The sequence below is a fragment of the Aestuariivivens sediminis genome (assembly GCF_022662105.1).
Lineage (GTDB): Bacteria > Bacteroidota > Bacteroidia > Flavobacteriales > Flavobacteriaceae > Aestuariivivens > Aestuariivivens sediminis.
Genome location: NZ_JAKMCP010000002.1, coordinates 411,621 through 424,920 on the forward strand (window position 1 = coordinate 411,621; position 13,300 = coordinate 424,920).

At 40.0% G+C, this 13,300-nt stretch carries 13 protein-coding genes and 1 tRNA gene; 6 read left to right on the forward strand and 8 right to left on the reverse strand.

Annotated features, from left to right (window positions below):
• The 6 genes from MR054_RS06150 to MR054_RS06175 all read right to left on the reverse strand — a co-directional run bounded on the left by MR054_RS06150 (position 1) and on the right by MR054_RS06175 (position 3,885).
• Complete coding sequence (locus tag MR054_RS06150) at positions 1-609, reverse strand: ExbD/TolR family protein (protein ID WP_242082959.1); 609 nt, start codon at positions 607-609, stop codon at positions 1-3.
• A gap of 2 nt (positions 610-611) precedes the next feature.
• Positions 612-1,043, reverse strand: a complete 432-nt coding sequence (locus tag MR054_RS06155; RefSeq protein WP_242082961.1) for a hypothetical protein — start codon at positions 1,041-1,043, stop codon at positions 612-614.
• 25 nt (positions 1,044-1,068) lie between these two features.
• Positions 1,069-1,845 (reverse strand): MotA/TolQ/ExbB proton channel family protein, encoded by a 777-nt coding sequence (locus MR054_RS06160; protein WP_242082963.1) that lies wholly within the window; start codon positions 1,843-1,845, stop codon positions 1,069-1,071.
• Between the two features lie 74 nt (positions 1,846-1,919).
• Positions 1,920-2,007, reverse strand: a tRNA-Ser gene (locus MR054_RS06165).
• 74 nt (positions 2,008-2,081) lie between these two features.
• Complete coding sequence (locus tag MR054_RS06170) at positions 2,082-3,113, reverse strand: asparaginase (RefSeq protein ID WP_242156999.1); 1,032 nt, start codon at positions 3,111-3,113, stop codon at positions 2,082-2,084.
• A gap of 4 nt (positions 3,114-3,117) precedes the next feature.
• Positions 3,118-3,885, reverse strand: coding sequence for a TatD family hydrolase (locus MR054_RS06175; protein WP_242157000.1), 768 nt, complete (start codon positions 3,883-3,885; stop codon positions 3,118-3,120).
• An 81-nt stretch (positions 3,886-3,966) separates the two neighbouring features.
• On the opposite strand from MR054_RS06175, the gene MR054_RS06180 reads away from it, so the two are divergent.
• Complete coding sequence (locus tag MR054_RS06180; RefSeq protein ID WP_242082967.1) at positions 3,967-4,407, forward strand: retropepsin-like aspartic protease family protein; 441 nt, start codon at positions 3,967-3,969, stop codon at positions 4,405-4,407.
• A 199-nt stretch (positions 4,408-4,606) separates the two neighbouring features.
• On the opposite strand, the gene odhB is transcribed toward MR054_RS06180, so the two are convergent.
• Positions 4,607-5,821 (reverse strand): 2-oxoglutarate dehydrogenase complex dihydrolipoyllysine-residue succinyltransferase, encoded by a 1,215-nt coding sequence (odhB, locus tag MR054_RS06185; RefSeq protein WP_242157001.1) that lies wholly within the window; start codon positions 5,819-5,821, stop codon positions 4,607-4,609.
• A 50-nt stretch (positions 5,822-5,871) separates the two neighbouring features.
• Positions 5,872-8,616 carry a 2-oxoglutarate dehydrogenase E1 component gene (locus MR054_RS06190; RefSeq protein WP_242157002.1) on the reverse strand — a complete coding sequence of 915 codons (2,745 nt, stop codon included), beginning with the start codon at positions 8,614-8,616 and terminating at the stop codon, positions 5,872-5,874.
• Between the two features lie 451 nt (positions 8,617-9,067).
• Between MR054_RS06190 and MR054_RS06195 the strand changes: the two genes are divergently transcribed.
• The 5 genes from MR054_RS06195 (at position 9,068) to MR054_RS06215 (ending at position 13,300) form a co-directional block, all read left to right on the forward strand.
• Positions 9,068-9,568, forward strand: a complete 501-nt coding sequence (locus tag MR054_RS06195; RefSeq protein ID WP_242082970.1) for a c-type cytochrome — start codon at positions 9,068-9,070, stop codon at positions 9,566-9,568.
• 7 nt (positions 9,569-9,575) lie between these two features.
• Positions 9,576-10,151: a fasciclin domain-containing protein gene (locus tag MR054_RS06200; protein ID WP_242082972.1), complete on the forward strand. Its 576-nt coding sequence runs from the start codon at positions 9,576-9,578 to the stop codon at positions 10,149-10,151.
• A gap of 28 nt (positions 10,152-10,179) precedes the next feature.
• Complete coding sequence (nosZ, locus tag MR054_RS06205) at positions 10,180-12,144, forward strand: Sec-dependent nitrous-oxide reductase (protein ID WP_242157003.1); 1,965 nt, start codon at positions 10,180-10,182, stop codon at positions 12,142-12,144.
• Positions 12,145-12,259: 115 nt separating this feature from the next.
• On the forward strand, positions 12,260-12,856 hold the full coding sequence (locus MR054_RS06210) for a hypothetical protein (protein WP_242157383.1): 597 nt from the start codon (positions 12,260-12,262) through the stop codon (positions 12,854-12,856).
• The gene (locus tag MR054_RS06215) at positions 12,857-13,300 is read left to right on the forward strand and encodes a nitrous oxide reductase accessory protein NosL (RefSeq protein ID WP_242157004.1); all 444 of its coding nucleotides are present in this window, start codon (positions 12,857-12,859) and stop codon (positions 13,298-13,300) included.

Consider the following 13,300-nt stretch of genomic DNA (forward strand, 5'->3'; position numbering starts at 1 on the left):
TTATTCGATTACTTCTGAAAACTTCTGGGGAATCTCTTCCTTAATTTGATCAACGACCGTTTTAAGTTTTTCCTTATTCCCTACCCATCTGGCATCCTTGTAGTTATCCTGCATTTTTATAAAATCCATTCCGGGAAACCCTTTCTGTGGTCCTAACTCCAAAGCGCGTCTATTCCGTAATTCATTGTAAGCGGCGACGACCTCGTTTTGAACCGCAATATAGGCTGCATAGGAAGTTTCGCGCTGATTCTTTAAAGAAATGACGGCCTTGTCCGGGTTATCGGAAGATGAGGGATCTCTTTTACCCTTGCAGAAGGAACATGATCCATCACCGTTATTATCTAAAAACTCTATTGCCGCTTTACGTAAATTCTTAAGTTCCATTCTTTCATCCTCAACAAGCAATTCATCCTTACCATTAATTAAAATAGTGAAAATATTTTTTTGCTTGATGATGACATCCTCTTCAGATTCTTCCATAGGAGGAAGTTTTCGGTTAATTCCCGAATCTTTTTCAATGGTTGTAGTTACCAAGAAAAATATTAATAACAAGAAAGCAATATCGGCCATTGAGCCTGCATTAACTTCCGGTGCTGCTCGTTTTGCCATAATTATTTTATCATTTTTTTAATTCCGGACAACAACATTATTCCACCTGCTAAAAGGATCAGTAAATAGAATAAGTATAAGCCCGCTCCCACTAGTTTGGATCCACCAGCTGATAAAGAACCCCCATCTTTTAACGGTGTTTCTACACCCTCAGCACTGAAATAGCAAATAAGGGCCAAAATAACAAAGGCACCGACACTTTTCAATGTACTCTTAAGGGTTTCTGGATTACTAAAGACGCCTTTTAAGGTGAAGAGCAAAACAAAAAATAAGGTCAACAGCAAAATAAGGTAAGACAAATACATAAATGAATCAACCGTACCACTTGCTTCTCCAACTTTTATCGCTTCATCACCAGTTGATATTATCATTGCCAGAAATACTATGGAAAGTACCCCTACCAAAGCTAATATAATGGTTAATATTTTTTTCATAATAGTTTATTTACAATTTTGGTTATTACTTTTTGTTTCTAATAAGCAAGTCCATCAACGTAATAGAAGCGTCTTCCATATTGTTAACGATGCTATCAATTTTAGCAATAATATAATTGTAGAAAATTTGAAGTATAATGGCAACAATCAAACCAAATACTGTAGTTAAAAGTGCCACTTTAATACCTCCGGCAACAAGTGAGGGCTGCATATCACCGGCAGCTTCAATCTTATCGAATGCCTGAATCATACCAATTACCGTACCCATGAACCCTAACATAGGAGCCAAAGCGATAAATAAGGAAATCCAGGATACATTTTTTTCCAATTGACCCATTTGTACTCCTCCATAGGCTACAACAGCTTTTTCAACAGCTTCTAACCCTTCGTCCGTTCTGTCTAAGCCCTGGTAATAAATTGAGGCAACAGGCCCCTTGGTATTTCTGCACACCTCTTTGGCTGCTTCCACCCCTCCAGACGTTAAAGCGTCTTCAACTTCTTGAGTTAATTTGGATGTATTGGTAGTCGATAAGTTTAAAAAGATAATTCTCTCTATGGCTATGGCCAATCCTAAGATTAAACATAACAATACAATTCCCATAAATCCGGGTCCTCCTTCAATAAAACGTTTTTTGAGTTCTTGATGAAACCCTACATCTTCTGCAGGTGCAGCAGCGGCCTCTTCATCTTGTGTCATCGTGGCTACCGTCGTTGTGGTTGTATTGGTAGCAGTTGTAGTTGCATTAACTGTTCCGAATGCCATTATTCCTGTGATGGCAAGGATAGAAAATAATCTTTTCATGTTCTAGATCTTAATTTTATTAGTTAAAGTGTTAAAGATATAAAAAAAAAGCTATTAAAAAATAAAAATAACAGCAGAGAGGAAGGGATTCGAACCCTCGATACCCTTTTGGGGTATACACACTTTCCAGGCGTGCGCCTTCGACCACTCGGCCACCTCTCTGTATCCTAAGAGCTTTAAATTGGAGGCTCAAATAACAAAAAAATCTTTAAATGATAAAACTTTATCCGTTAATTTTAGAACATTTCACCACGAGCGGAAGTTTCAAATTTGATTTTAAACGCTTTAGCCGGTATTTTTTGACCCAACAACCACATTAATTTGGTAATGGCTGCTTCTGTTGTTAAATCCTTTCCGGATATCACCCCGATCTCTTTTAACTGGCTACTGGTTTCATAGTGCCCCATCATAACGCTCCCCCCTACACACTGCGTAATATTTACAATATGAATGCCCGCTAAGATGGCCTTACTCAGCAAATTGACAAACCACAATTCGGTCGTGCAGTTTCCCGCGCCATAAGTTTCTAAGATGACCCCTTTAAGATGTGGGGTTTGCAAAATAGTGGTAATTAAAGCCTCGGTAATCCCCGGAAATAATTTGATGATGGCCACATTTACATCCAGATGTTTATAAATTTTCAGGGGGGTTGACGACGGTAATCTGTAGATATAATCCTTATTTACCTTTAAATGAACACCCGATTGAATCAATTCCGGATAATTGGGAGATTGGAAGGCCTCAAAGTGTTCCGCATTAATTTTTGTGGTTCTGTTGGCCCGGTAAAGCTTATATTCAAAATATAAACAGACTTCTTGTATTACTGGCACATTATCAGACTTTAAGGAAGCTACTTGAATGGAAGTAATTAAATTCTCCTTGGCATCTGTACGTAAATCCCCTATAGGCAATTGAGACCCTGTAAATACAACCGGTTTTGTTAAACCCTCGATCATAAAACTAAGGGCCGAAGCGGAATAACTCATGGTATCACTTCCATGTAAAATAACAAACCCATCAAAGGCCTCGTAATGACGTTCTATCATTTCAACGATTTGAACCCAGTATCTTGGATTCATGTTACTCGAGTCTATGGGGGTTTCAAAGGAAAGGGTTTTAATATGACAATCTAAAAGTTGTAATTCCGGTATCTTTTCTAACAGGGTCTTAAAATCAAAAGCGCGCAACGCTCCTGTCTTAAAATCTCTTGTCATCCCAATTGTACCTCCTGTGTAGATCAATAATATATTTGCTTTGGCTTGACTCATCCCCTTAAATTTTGAAAATGTCGATGGCGTTTTTGGTGGTTATTGCAACTATATCTTCAGCGGACCTTTGATACAAACTACTTAATCTGTCAATCACTTCTGTGATATATGCACTTTCATTGCGTTTGCCTCGGTAAGGTACAGGAGACAGATATGGGGCATCGGTTTCCAGAACAATGTGCTTTACATCTATTTGGTTAATGAACCGATCAATTTTCCCATTTTTAAAGGTAATGACCCCTCCAATGCCCAATTTCATGTTATATGAAATGGCTTGATACGCTTGCTCCAGTGTTCCCGTAAAACAATGGAAAATCCCAAATAGGTCGTCGTCTTTTTCATCTTCCAGTATGTCAAATATTTCATCAAATGCTTCCCTGCAATGGATGACAATCGGAAGTTTATTCCTTTTGGCCAAGTTAATTTGATGCCTGAAGGCATTTTTTTGGACCTCCAAGGTCGACTTATCCCAATACAGATCAATGCCAATTTCACCGATGGCATAAAACTTATGTTGGGTTAACATGTGTTCAACATGCTGAAGTTCTTGCCTGAAATTCGTATTCACATGGGTAGGATGAAGCCCCATCATTAAGAAAATGTGTCCGGGAAAATCCTGTTCTAACTGCAGCATGGCATCGGTGTAACTGGAATCGATGGCTGGAATAAAAAACCGGGAAACCCCAAGTTTCAATGCCCGCTCAATCATCTCATGCCTGTCCGCATCGAAGGCTTCACTATATAAATGGGTATGCGTATCTGTAATAATCAAAACAGTTAGGTTTAAAAGGATCTTATTAAAGATGTAAAAATAATTGTTTTATAACATTATCTTTGCAAAAAGAATTTTAAGATGCAGTCTCTTTACGAATTTCTTCGCGCAAAGAATTATACCCGTGTAAAATTACACCTTACCAGGACCAATCATTTCGAAATTAAAGCCACTATAAATGGTGTCAAAGGCGTGTTCATTTTAGACACGGGAGCCTCCAATTCCTGCGTGGACTTTGAATCTATTGAAACTTTCAAATTAAATGCCGAAGATTCTATTGTTAAAGCTGCCGGAGCAGGGGCATTGGATATGGAAACTAAAACCGCCAAAAAAAATAAGATAAAAATTGGCAAGTGGAAGAAAAATAAAGTCGTCCTTGTCCTTTTTAATCTTACTCATGTTAATACGGCTCTGTTAAATCATAATTCAAAACCGGTCGATGGTATTATTGGTGCCGATATCTTAAAAAAGGCAAAAGCCATTATCGATTACGAAAAAAAATACCTGTATTTAAAACTGTAAGTAGTGGATATAAATGGCAGGCTAAAAAATATAAAATAGCCTATTAAGATCATATTTACAGCATCCCATCACACCGATTCGTCCTGTTGTTCAGCGCTTGAGTTAAGATTTGGACCGTACTCAAATATAACGGTACAGGACGCCTGATCCAGTCTTTTTAAAGACAGTAATAGGTATATTGAAAGTGGAGGTGGGTATTTTACAATTCTAGGGCTTTCTTAACATCATTGTTCATTAAATGCTCAACCGGATGCTCTAAGGCTTCTTTTACAGCCACCAGGAAGCCCACACTTTCTTTACCATCAATAATTCTGTGATCATAGGATAAGGCCACATACATAACCGGTCTAATTTCAACTTTGCCATCAATAGCCACGGGCCGTTCAACAATGTTATGCATTCCTAAGATCCCGCTTTGTGGTGGATTGATGATTGGCGTGGAGAGCATACTGCCAAAGACTCCGCCATTGGATATGGTAAATGTCCCGCCGGTCATTTCGTCCACCGTAATCTGTCCGTCACGCGCTCGAATGGCCAATCGCTTTACTTCAGATTCAACCCCTCTAAAACTTAAGTTTTCTGCATTGCGCATCACAGGAACCATTAACCCTTTTGGACCGGAAACCGCAATACTGATATCACAAAAATCAAAGGATATCATATCCTTTCCGTCAATCATGGAGTTAACTGCCGGATACATTTTTAAAGCTCTAACCACGGCCAGGGTAAAGAAGCTCATAAAGCCTAATCCCACACCATGTTTAGCCTTAAAGGTTTCCTTATATTCATTTCGAAGCGCAAAAATGGGCGACATATCCACTTCGTTAAAGGTCGTTAACATGGCCGTCGTATTTTTTGCTTCTACCAGACGTTCGGCAACCTTTCGTCGCAACATGGACATTTTAGTTCTGGTAGTGCCTCTGTTCCCTCCTGTTGGCGTACCCATGGAAGGTACGGCATTCATAGCATCGTCCTTCGTTATTCTTCCATCCTTGCCCGTACCGGAAACTGCTGCGGGATCCATGTCTTTCTCAGCCAATATCTTCTTTGCTGCAGGACTGGCCGTGCCGGCGGCATAGGTCTCACTTTTAACTGCTCCGGAACTGGCCCTTTGTTCCGGTTTGGGTTGCTCCTTTTTTTGAGTGTCCTTAGGAGCTTCCGCGCCTTCCGGTTTTTTGGCATCTGTATCAATCAAACAAACTACGGCGCCAACGGCCACGGCATCACCTTCCTCCGCTTTAAGCGTTATGGTTCCACTAGCTTCAGCAGGCAATTCAAGTGTTGCTTTATCACTGTCCACTTCTGCTATGGCCTGGTCCTTCTCAACGTAATCCCCGTCTTCAACCAACCATGTTGCTATTTCAACCTCAGTAATCGACTCTCCCGGAGAAGGCACTTTCATTTCTAAAATCATGCGTTATAATTTTAATCGTATTGTAAATTAATGTTTTTCTTAATCGTGTCTTATTTTGTGACATTGAAAACGGCATCTATGACACGCTGTTGTCTACTCTTATCCCTCGTACTCGAACCCGGTGCAGGTACAGAACTAAGTGCTCTGGAATACACGGTCAACTCCACTAAATTCATATGCTGTAACATATAGCTCCACGCCCCCATATTTTTGGGTTCTTCTTGTGCCCATGCATAGGTTTCAACATTGGGGTATTTATCGATAATCTCCTGTATTTTGTCAAAATGTAATGGAAATAACTGCTCTATTCTTATTAGAGCGATGTCGTCTCGCTCCAGTTTTTCTCTTTCAGCCAACAGATCATAATAGAATTTCCCGGTACAGAACACTAATTTTTTAACTTTATTCGGTTTCAAGGTGTCATCAATAACTTCTTGAAATTGCCCGGTTGCCAAGTCATTTAAGGAGGATACCGCCCGCGGATGACGCAATAAACTTTTTGGAGTAAAGACAATTAATGGCTTTCTGAAGTTACGTTTCATCTGACGACGCAATAAATGAAAGAAATTTGCCGGTGTGGTACAATCTGCAACAATCATGTTATCATTTCCACATAGTTGTAAATAACGTTCCATTCTTGCTGAAGAATGCTCCGAACCCTGTCCCTCATAACCATGCGGTAACAAAACAACAATACCGTTTTGGGATTTCCATTTATCTTCAGCGGCCGATAAATATTGATCGAAAATAATTTGGGCTCCATTGCTGAAATCTCCAAACTGTGCCTCCCATATGGTTAATGTATTGGGGTTTGCCATGGCATATCCGTAGTCGAAACCCAGGACACCGTATTCAGAGAGTAAGGAATTATAAATATCCATACGCCCTGAATTATTCGCATTGGTATTCAGGAGGTTGATCCGTTCTTCTGTCTTTTCGTCACGCAGTATGGCATGTCGATGGCTAAAGGTCCCCCGTTCGACATCCTGCCCTGAAATACGCACATTATAACCCTCCTCCATCAAGCTTCCATAGGCCAAGGTCTCACCCATTCCCCAATCCAGGTTGTCCTCTTCAAAAACCATTTTATAACGCCCTTCCAATATGCGTTCTGCCTTTCTTAAAAACGTCGCTCCTTCGGGAACGGTTGAAATGACCTTCGAGATATGTTCAAGCTTTTCTTTTGGATAGGCCGTCTCAACTGATGCTAACATGGCCTCTAATCCCTGTCTTTGGAAGCCTTCCCAGCGCTCCTGCATAAATTCCCTGACCTTAGAAGATTCGGCATGTCTGGACTTTTCATATTCCCGTTCCAGGGTCTCTTTAAACTCAGCAACAATACCTTCTGAATAGGCTTTATCTATGGTTCCCGAAGCTATGAGCTTATCGGAATAGATCTTAAACGGATTAGGGTGCTTTGCTATGTATTTGTAAAGTTTAGGTTGTGTGAATCGCGGTTCATCTCCCTCATTATGTCCATATTTTCGGTACCCCAGTAAATCAATATATACGTCCTTTTTAAAGCGCATTCTATATTCCAATGCCAATTCAACCCCGTGCACAACAGCCTCGGCATCATCGGAATTGATATGTAAAACGGGCGATAGTGTTACTTTGGCCACATCTGTACAATAGGTGCTGGATCGGGCATCCAAATAATTGGTGGTAAACCCGATCTGGTTGTTTACAACAATATGAATGGTTCCACCTGTTTTGTAGCCATTCAACAAACTCATTTGTGCGACTTCATAGGCAACGCCCTGTCCTGCAATGGCAGAATCGCCATGCACAATGATAGGCAGTATTTTAGAATTATCCCCACCGTAATCCGAATCAATTTTGGCTCGTGTAATGCCCTCTGCAACAGGTGCAACGGTTTCTAAATGCGATGGATTGGGGACCAGGTTCATCTTGATGTTTTTCCCGTTTTGATAGGTTTTATCAAGTGTAAAACCCAGGTGGTATTTCACATCGCCATCGATATTTTCATCCTCAAAATCCTTACCGTCAAACTCACTGAAAAGTTCCTTTATCGGCTTTCTAAAAATGTTTACCAGAGTGTTTAGTCGGCCGCGATGGGCCATGCCCAATACACATTCCTTGACCCCGTATTTTTCAACGGAATAAAAAAGCACATTACTTATGGCCGGAATTAAGGACTCCCCCCCTTCTAATGAAAACCGCTTTTGACCGACATATTTTGTCTGTAAAAAATGTTCAAAGGTAACCGCTTGATTGATTTTTGAAAGAATGTATTTTTTGGTCTCTATCGAAAAATTAGGCTGATTGTCATTGACATTAAGTCGATCCTGCCACCACTGTATAACCTCCGGATTACGCAAATACATGTATTCCACACCTATGGAGCTACAATAAATGCGATCCAGATGTGCGATGATTTCACGTAGGGTTGTCGCGCCAATACCTAAAATTTCACCGGCACTAAAAACCGTATCCAAATCGTCTTTGGAAAGATTAAAATTTTTGATGTCCAGTGTTGGAAAATAACTCCTCCGTTCCCGGACGGGATTGGTCTTGGTAAACAAATGCCCTCGCATTCTGTAACCGTCTATTAACCTGACCACATAGAATTCCTTATGGACATGATCTGTTAATTGATGAGAATCCTCGCGTTCAATCTCCCCATTTAACCCGTAGCTTTCGTTTCCAAAATCGTAGCCTTGAAAAAAAGCCCTCCAACTGGGTTCTACACTGTCCGGGTTTTGAATATATTGGTCGTACAAATCAGCAAAATATGCTGTATGCGCTGCATTTAAGAATGAAAATTTATCCATTTTAATCTTTAAAAACCTTAGGCCTTGTCAAAATATTTACCAAAAATACAACTTTTAACAAAATGAGGTATTGAATTAACATATTTATAATCCTAATTGTCATTTTAAAAACAGCCTGATTCATACGTTACAGGAATGCCCGTTTTTAAGCTCACTTTTTAATAATTATGCAAAACATAAAATCTCTTAGGCCATGCTTTCATGCCGGGTTATCGGAGGTTTAATCCTTAAAAATTCGAGTTCCAAACATCAAAAAAAAAGTACCCCTACCGCTAAATAGCCTCTCGTGCTTAAGGGGGATTATTTTTGAGTTCCTTTCCGGTTTCCATTCTCTTTTATTTCAAAACATGTCTAAGGAAAACATAAAAAGGACAATTTTATCCTAAATATGATTTATATCATTTTTTATGATAAGTAATCCTTATAGTTTTGCTTTATTAAATCCATCACTATGACAACAAGACTCATTTTCATTTCCCTGTGCTTTGCCATTTTTTTAATGAATTGTGGCGGTAAGGAAGACAAAAAGAAAGAAGGCTTTTCCTATGAAAAAAAGACGGCAACCGAACATACCGTAAAAACAGCTGAAACAGTGCCCGCTTCAAAACAGGTCGCCCTTAACAATAAAGGGGTTGGCCCGATCACCTCTATCGAACTGGACGCTGAAATAAATCAGGACCTGGCCGCAAAAGGGGAAGATGTCTACAAAAAAATGTGCACGGCCTGCCATAGACCGGACAAGAAATTCATTGGTCCGCCACCAACAGGCATCCTTGAACGCAGAAGTCCGGAGTGGATTATGAACATGATCTTAAACCCGGAGGGCATGGTTCAGAAAGACCCTCTTGCCAAAGCATTACTCATTGAATTTAATGGTTCTCCAATGGCCAATCAAAACTTGACCCAGGAAGAGGCAAGAGCTGTGTTAGAATACTTTAGAACTCTTAAATAATTATCCTATGAAACCCATTAAAACACGAGTCGTTGTTTTTGCACTTCTGGCATTCTTATGCGCCTGTAAAAACAATAGCAGTAATAACACGAAGGACAACCCCGTTTTAAAATCGGAGTCCTCCTCAAATGAAAAAACGGGTCAGGCCTTCATCACCGATGATGAAGCCACACCTAATTGCCTGCAAATTGCAATACAATCACCAGACCATAGCACATTGGTAGCAGCTGTTCAGGCCGCTGAAGTGGAAAATGCCTTGGTTAATGTCGGGCCTCTAACTGTTTTTGCACCAACCGATGCAGCCTTCAACAACTTACCGGAAGGAACAGTAGAGAATTTATTGAAACCTGAAAACAAGGAAACCTTAGGCAATATTTTAAAATACCATGTAACACCCGGTAACCTAAGCATTGCCATCTTAACCAAACTTCCAAAATTAGGGCAGGCCAATAACCAGTATGTCACTGTAGAAGTTGTGGATGGCAAACCCATAATTGGTGGAGCTAATATTATTGCCTCTGTTAAAGCAGGTAATGGTATAGTACATGTAATCGACAAGGTATTACTCCCTCCAACTGAATGACAAAATCTTAATTTAAAATTATACCAAAATGAAGAATATAATAAAATTAGCAACCGCAACATTAAGTATGCTTTTAGCATTTACAAGTTGTAATAATTCCAAGCAATCCAGTTCTGGTGCATTGGCAAGTAATGTGGCAGATAAAGTTTATGTAGCTCCCGGAGAGCATGACGAATTTTACGCCTTTATCTCCGGAGGATTTAATGGACAATTATCGGTTTACGGTTTGCCTTCTGGTCGTTTATTTAAGGTCATTCCCGTATTCTCCCAAGATGCCGAAAAAGCTTATGGCTATAGTGAAGAAACCAAACCCATGCTAAATACCTCTTTTGGTTTTGTGCCATGGGATGATTTACACCATCCGGACATTTCCCAAACCAATGGAAAATTAGATGGTCGATATGTTTTTGTAAACGGGAACAATACCCCAAGAATAGCCAAAGTAGACTTAACTACTTTTGAGACCACCGAAATTATAGAGATTCCAAACAGTGCTGGAAACCATAGCTCTTCTTATGTTACCGACAATACAGAATATGTTGTCGCCGGAACTCGATTTGCCGTGCCAATTCCCCAAAAGGACATCCCTATAAAAGAATACAAAGGCAACTTTAAAGGCACACTTTCATTTATAAAAGTGAATCCAGAAGATGGAGGCATGAGCATTAAATTCCAACTTTTAATGCCTGGTTTTGATTATGACAAAGCACATCCCGGACGTGGAAAATCGCACGGTTGGTTCTTCTTTACAACTTATAATACCGAAGAAGCCAGCACTCTTTTGGAAGTTAACGCCTCCCAAAATGACAAAGACTTTATCGCTGCGGTAAACTGGAAAAAAATTGAAGAATACGTAAACAACGGTGGTGGCAAAACTGTACCGGCAAACTATGCTCATAATGTATATGACGAACCCACACAAATGGCTACTTCAACCCTAAAAAAAGAAGTTCTTATAGTAGATCCTGCAGAAGTCCCTGGTGCTGTTTACTTCTTACCTACACCTAAGTCGCCACACGGGTGTGATGTAGACCCTACAGGAGAATACATTGTTGGCAGTGGTAAATTATCGGCCAACGTTACTGTTCACTCTTACACCAAAATGATCGATGCCATTGAAAACAAAAAATTTGCGGGAGAAGCCTATGGCATTCCTATATTAAACTTTGAAGATGTTCTAGCTGGAGCTGTTGAACAACCTGGGTTAGGGCCCCTCCATACAGAGTTCGATAATGAAGGGAACGCTTATACGTCGTTCTTTATATCTTCAGAAATTGTAAAATGGAAATTAGGTACTTGGGAAGTGGTCGACAGGCAACCTTGCTACTATTCCGTAGGTCACTTGATGATCCCCGGAGGTAATTCACAAAAACCTTTTGGAAAATATGTGCTGGCCATGAACAAGATAACCAAGGACCGGTACTTACCAACCGGACCAGAGGTTACCCAATCGGCGCAGCTGTATGATATTTCCGGAAATAAAATGGAATTACTTTTGGATTTCCCAACGGTAGGCGAACCACACTATGCAGCCGGTTGTCCCGCCGATATTATAAAACCTCATTCTAAAAAGATTTTCTCTCTGGAAGACAACAAACATCCATTTGCAACAAAATCTGAATTAGACACCAAGGTGATACGCGATGGCAATACCGTGCATATCTATATGACCACCATACGCAGTCACTTTTCACCCGATAACATTGAAGGCATAAAAGTGGGGGATAAAGTATACTTCCACGTGACCAATCTGGAACAGGATTACGATGTGCCTCATGGGGTGAGTATGATTGGAGCCAATACTTCAGAATTGCTCATTATGCCGGGACAAACCGAAACCTTCCTTTGGGAACCAAAGCAGGTAGGCGTATGGCCTTTTTATTGTACTGATTTTTGTTCTGCACTACATCAAGAAATGCAAGGATATGTTCGCGTATCAGGCCCACAATCCAATACGCCATTAAAATGGTCTCTTGGTGAGGACATTGAATAAAGAACTTTAGGGAAATTTTGTTTTAGTGTTTATTTTCCTATCAAAGGCGAGAGAACTTTTCGCTCTCGCCTTTTTATGAAAACACTTGAAAGCTTTAACCTTCAGACTTCACATGATGAAAAAGTCAAATATTATAATGCTTATTGCCGCACTACTCCCTTTAGGGCTGTTCCTTTTTCCACTTTGGAAGATCACCCTGGAGGCCCCGCAATACCCAACACCCCTGGGCATGTATATCCATATCAATGATTTTTCCGATGCCAATCCGCACGACATTAAAAACATTAATTTAATGAATCATTATGTAGGTATGAAATACATTCCGGAGGCCATTCCAGAATTTAAAATTTTCCCATTGGGTATTCTTATTACCACCCTTATTGGAGTCATCATAGCATTTAAAGGCAACTATAAATGGTTTTTATACTGGTTTATTTTAATGGTCCTATTAAGTACTGCCGGAATATATGATTTTTATTTATGGGAACACGATTATGGTCATGATCTGGACCCTAAGGCCATTATGAAATTTACCAATCCCGATGGATCCGTGATGGGTTTTCAACCGCCCTTATTCGGAACCAAACAAATATTAAATTTTACAGCACATTCCTATCCGAGATTGGGTGCCTATTTCCTGGGGCTAGGAATTTTCAGCTCCTTAATAGCCTATAAAATGGGAAAGAAAAACTACAAAAAAGGTAATTTATAAATGGCAATCAAAATACTAAAATACGGTCTATTCCTTGTCCTTGCTCTTATATTTGCGGGTTGTAATGTCGCGCCTCAAGCCATAGATTATGGACATGAGAGCTGCTATTTTTGCAAAATGACGATTGTGGATAAGGTGCATGCCGCAGAATTGGTCACTCAAAAAGGTAAGGTGTACAAGTTCGATGCCACCGAATGTATGATTCACTTTATGAAAGATTTTAATGTTGCTGAAATTGAATTATACCTGTCCAACAATTTTACAGAACCTGAAGTCCTCATCGATGCTACGGAAGCCACCTTTTTAATAAGTAAACAAATTCCCAGTCCTATGGGTGCTTTTTTATCGGCTTTTAAATACAGGAGCGATGCTGAAAAAATACAACAGGAAAATGGCGGTCGTTTATATAACTGGAATGAACTTCTTCTGCATTTGAGCGAATAA

What these genes read in the sequence shown, in the direction of transcription:
- MR054_RS06150 (WP_242082959.1), bottom strand. Translation starts at nt 609, where the DNA reads ATGGCAAAACGAGCAGCACCGGAAGTTAATGCAGGCTCAATGGCCGAT.
- MR054_RS06155 (WP_242082961.1), bottom strand. Translation starts at nt 1,043, where the DNA reads ATGAAAAAAATATTAACCATTATATTAGCTTTGGTAGGGGTACTTTCC.
- MR054_RS06160 (WP_242082963.1), bottom strand. Translation starts at nt 1,845, where the DNA reads ATGAAAAGATTATTTTCTATCCTTGCCATCACAGGAATAATGGCATTC.
- MR054_RS06170 (WP_242156999.1), bottom strand. Translation starts at nt 3,113, where the DNA reads ATGAGTCAAGCCAAAGCAAATATATTATTGATCTACACAGGAGGTACA.
- MR054_RS06180 (WP_242082967.1), top strand. Translation starts at nt 3,967, where the DNA reads ATGCAGTCTCTTTACGAATTTCTTCGCGCAAAGAATTATACCCGTGTA.
- odhB (WP_242157001.1), bottom strand. Translation starts at nt 5,821, where the DNA reads ATGATTTTAGAAATGAAAGTGCCTTCTCCGGGAGAGTCGATTACTGAG.
- MR054_RS06190 (WP_242157002.1), bottom strand. Translation starts at nt 8,616, where the DNA reads ATGGATAAATTTTCATTCTTAAATGCAGCGCATACAGCATATTTTGCT.
- MR054_RS06195 (WP_242082970.1), top strand. Translation starts at nt 9,068, where the DNA reads ATGACAACAAGACTCATTTTCATTTCCCTGTGCTTTGCCATTTTTTTA.
- MR054_RS06200 (WP_242082972.1), top strand. Translation starts at nt 9,576, where the DNA reads ATGAAACCCATTAAAACACGAGTCGTTGTTTTTGCACTTCTGGCATTC.
- nosZ (WP_242157003.1), top strand. Translation starts at nt 10,180, where the DNA reads ATGAAGAATATAATAAAATTAGCAACCGCAACATTAAGTATGCTTTTA.
- MR054_RS06210 (WP_242157383.1), top strand. Translation starts at nt 12,260, where the DNA reads ATGAAAAAGTCAAATATTATAATGCTTATTGCCGCACTACTCCCTTTA.
- MR054_RS06215 (WP_242157004.1), top strand. Translation starts at nt 12,857, where the DNA reads ATGGCAATCAAAATACTAAAATACGGTCTATTCCTTGTCCTTGCTCTT.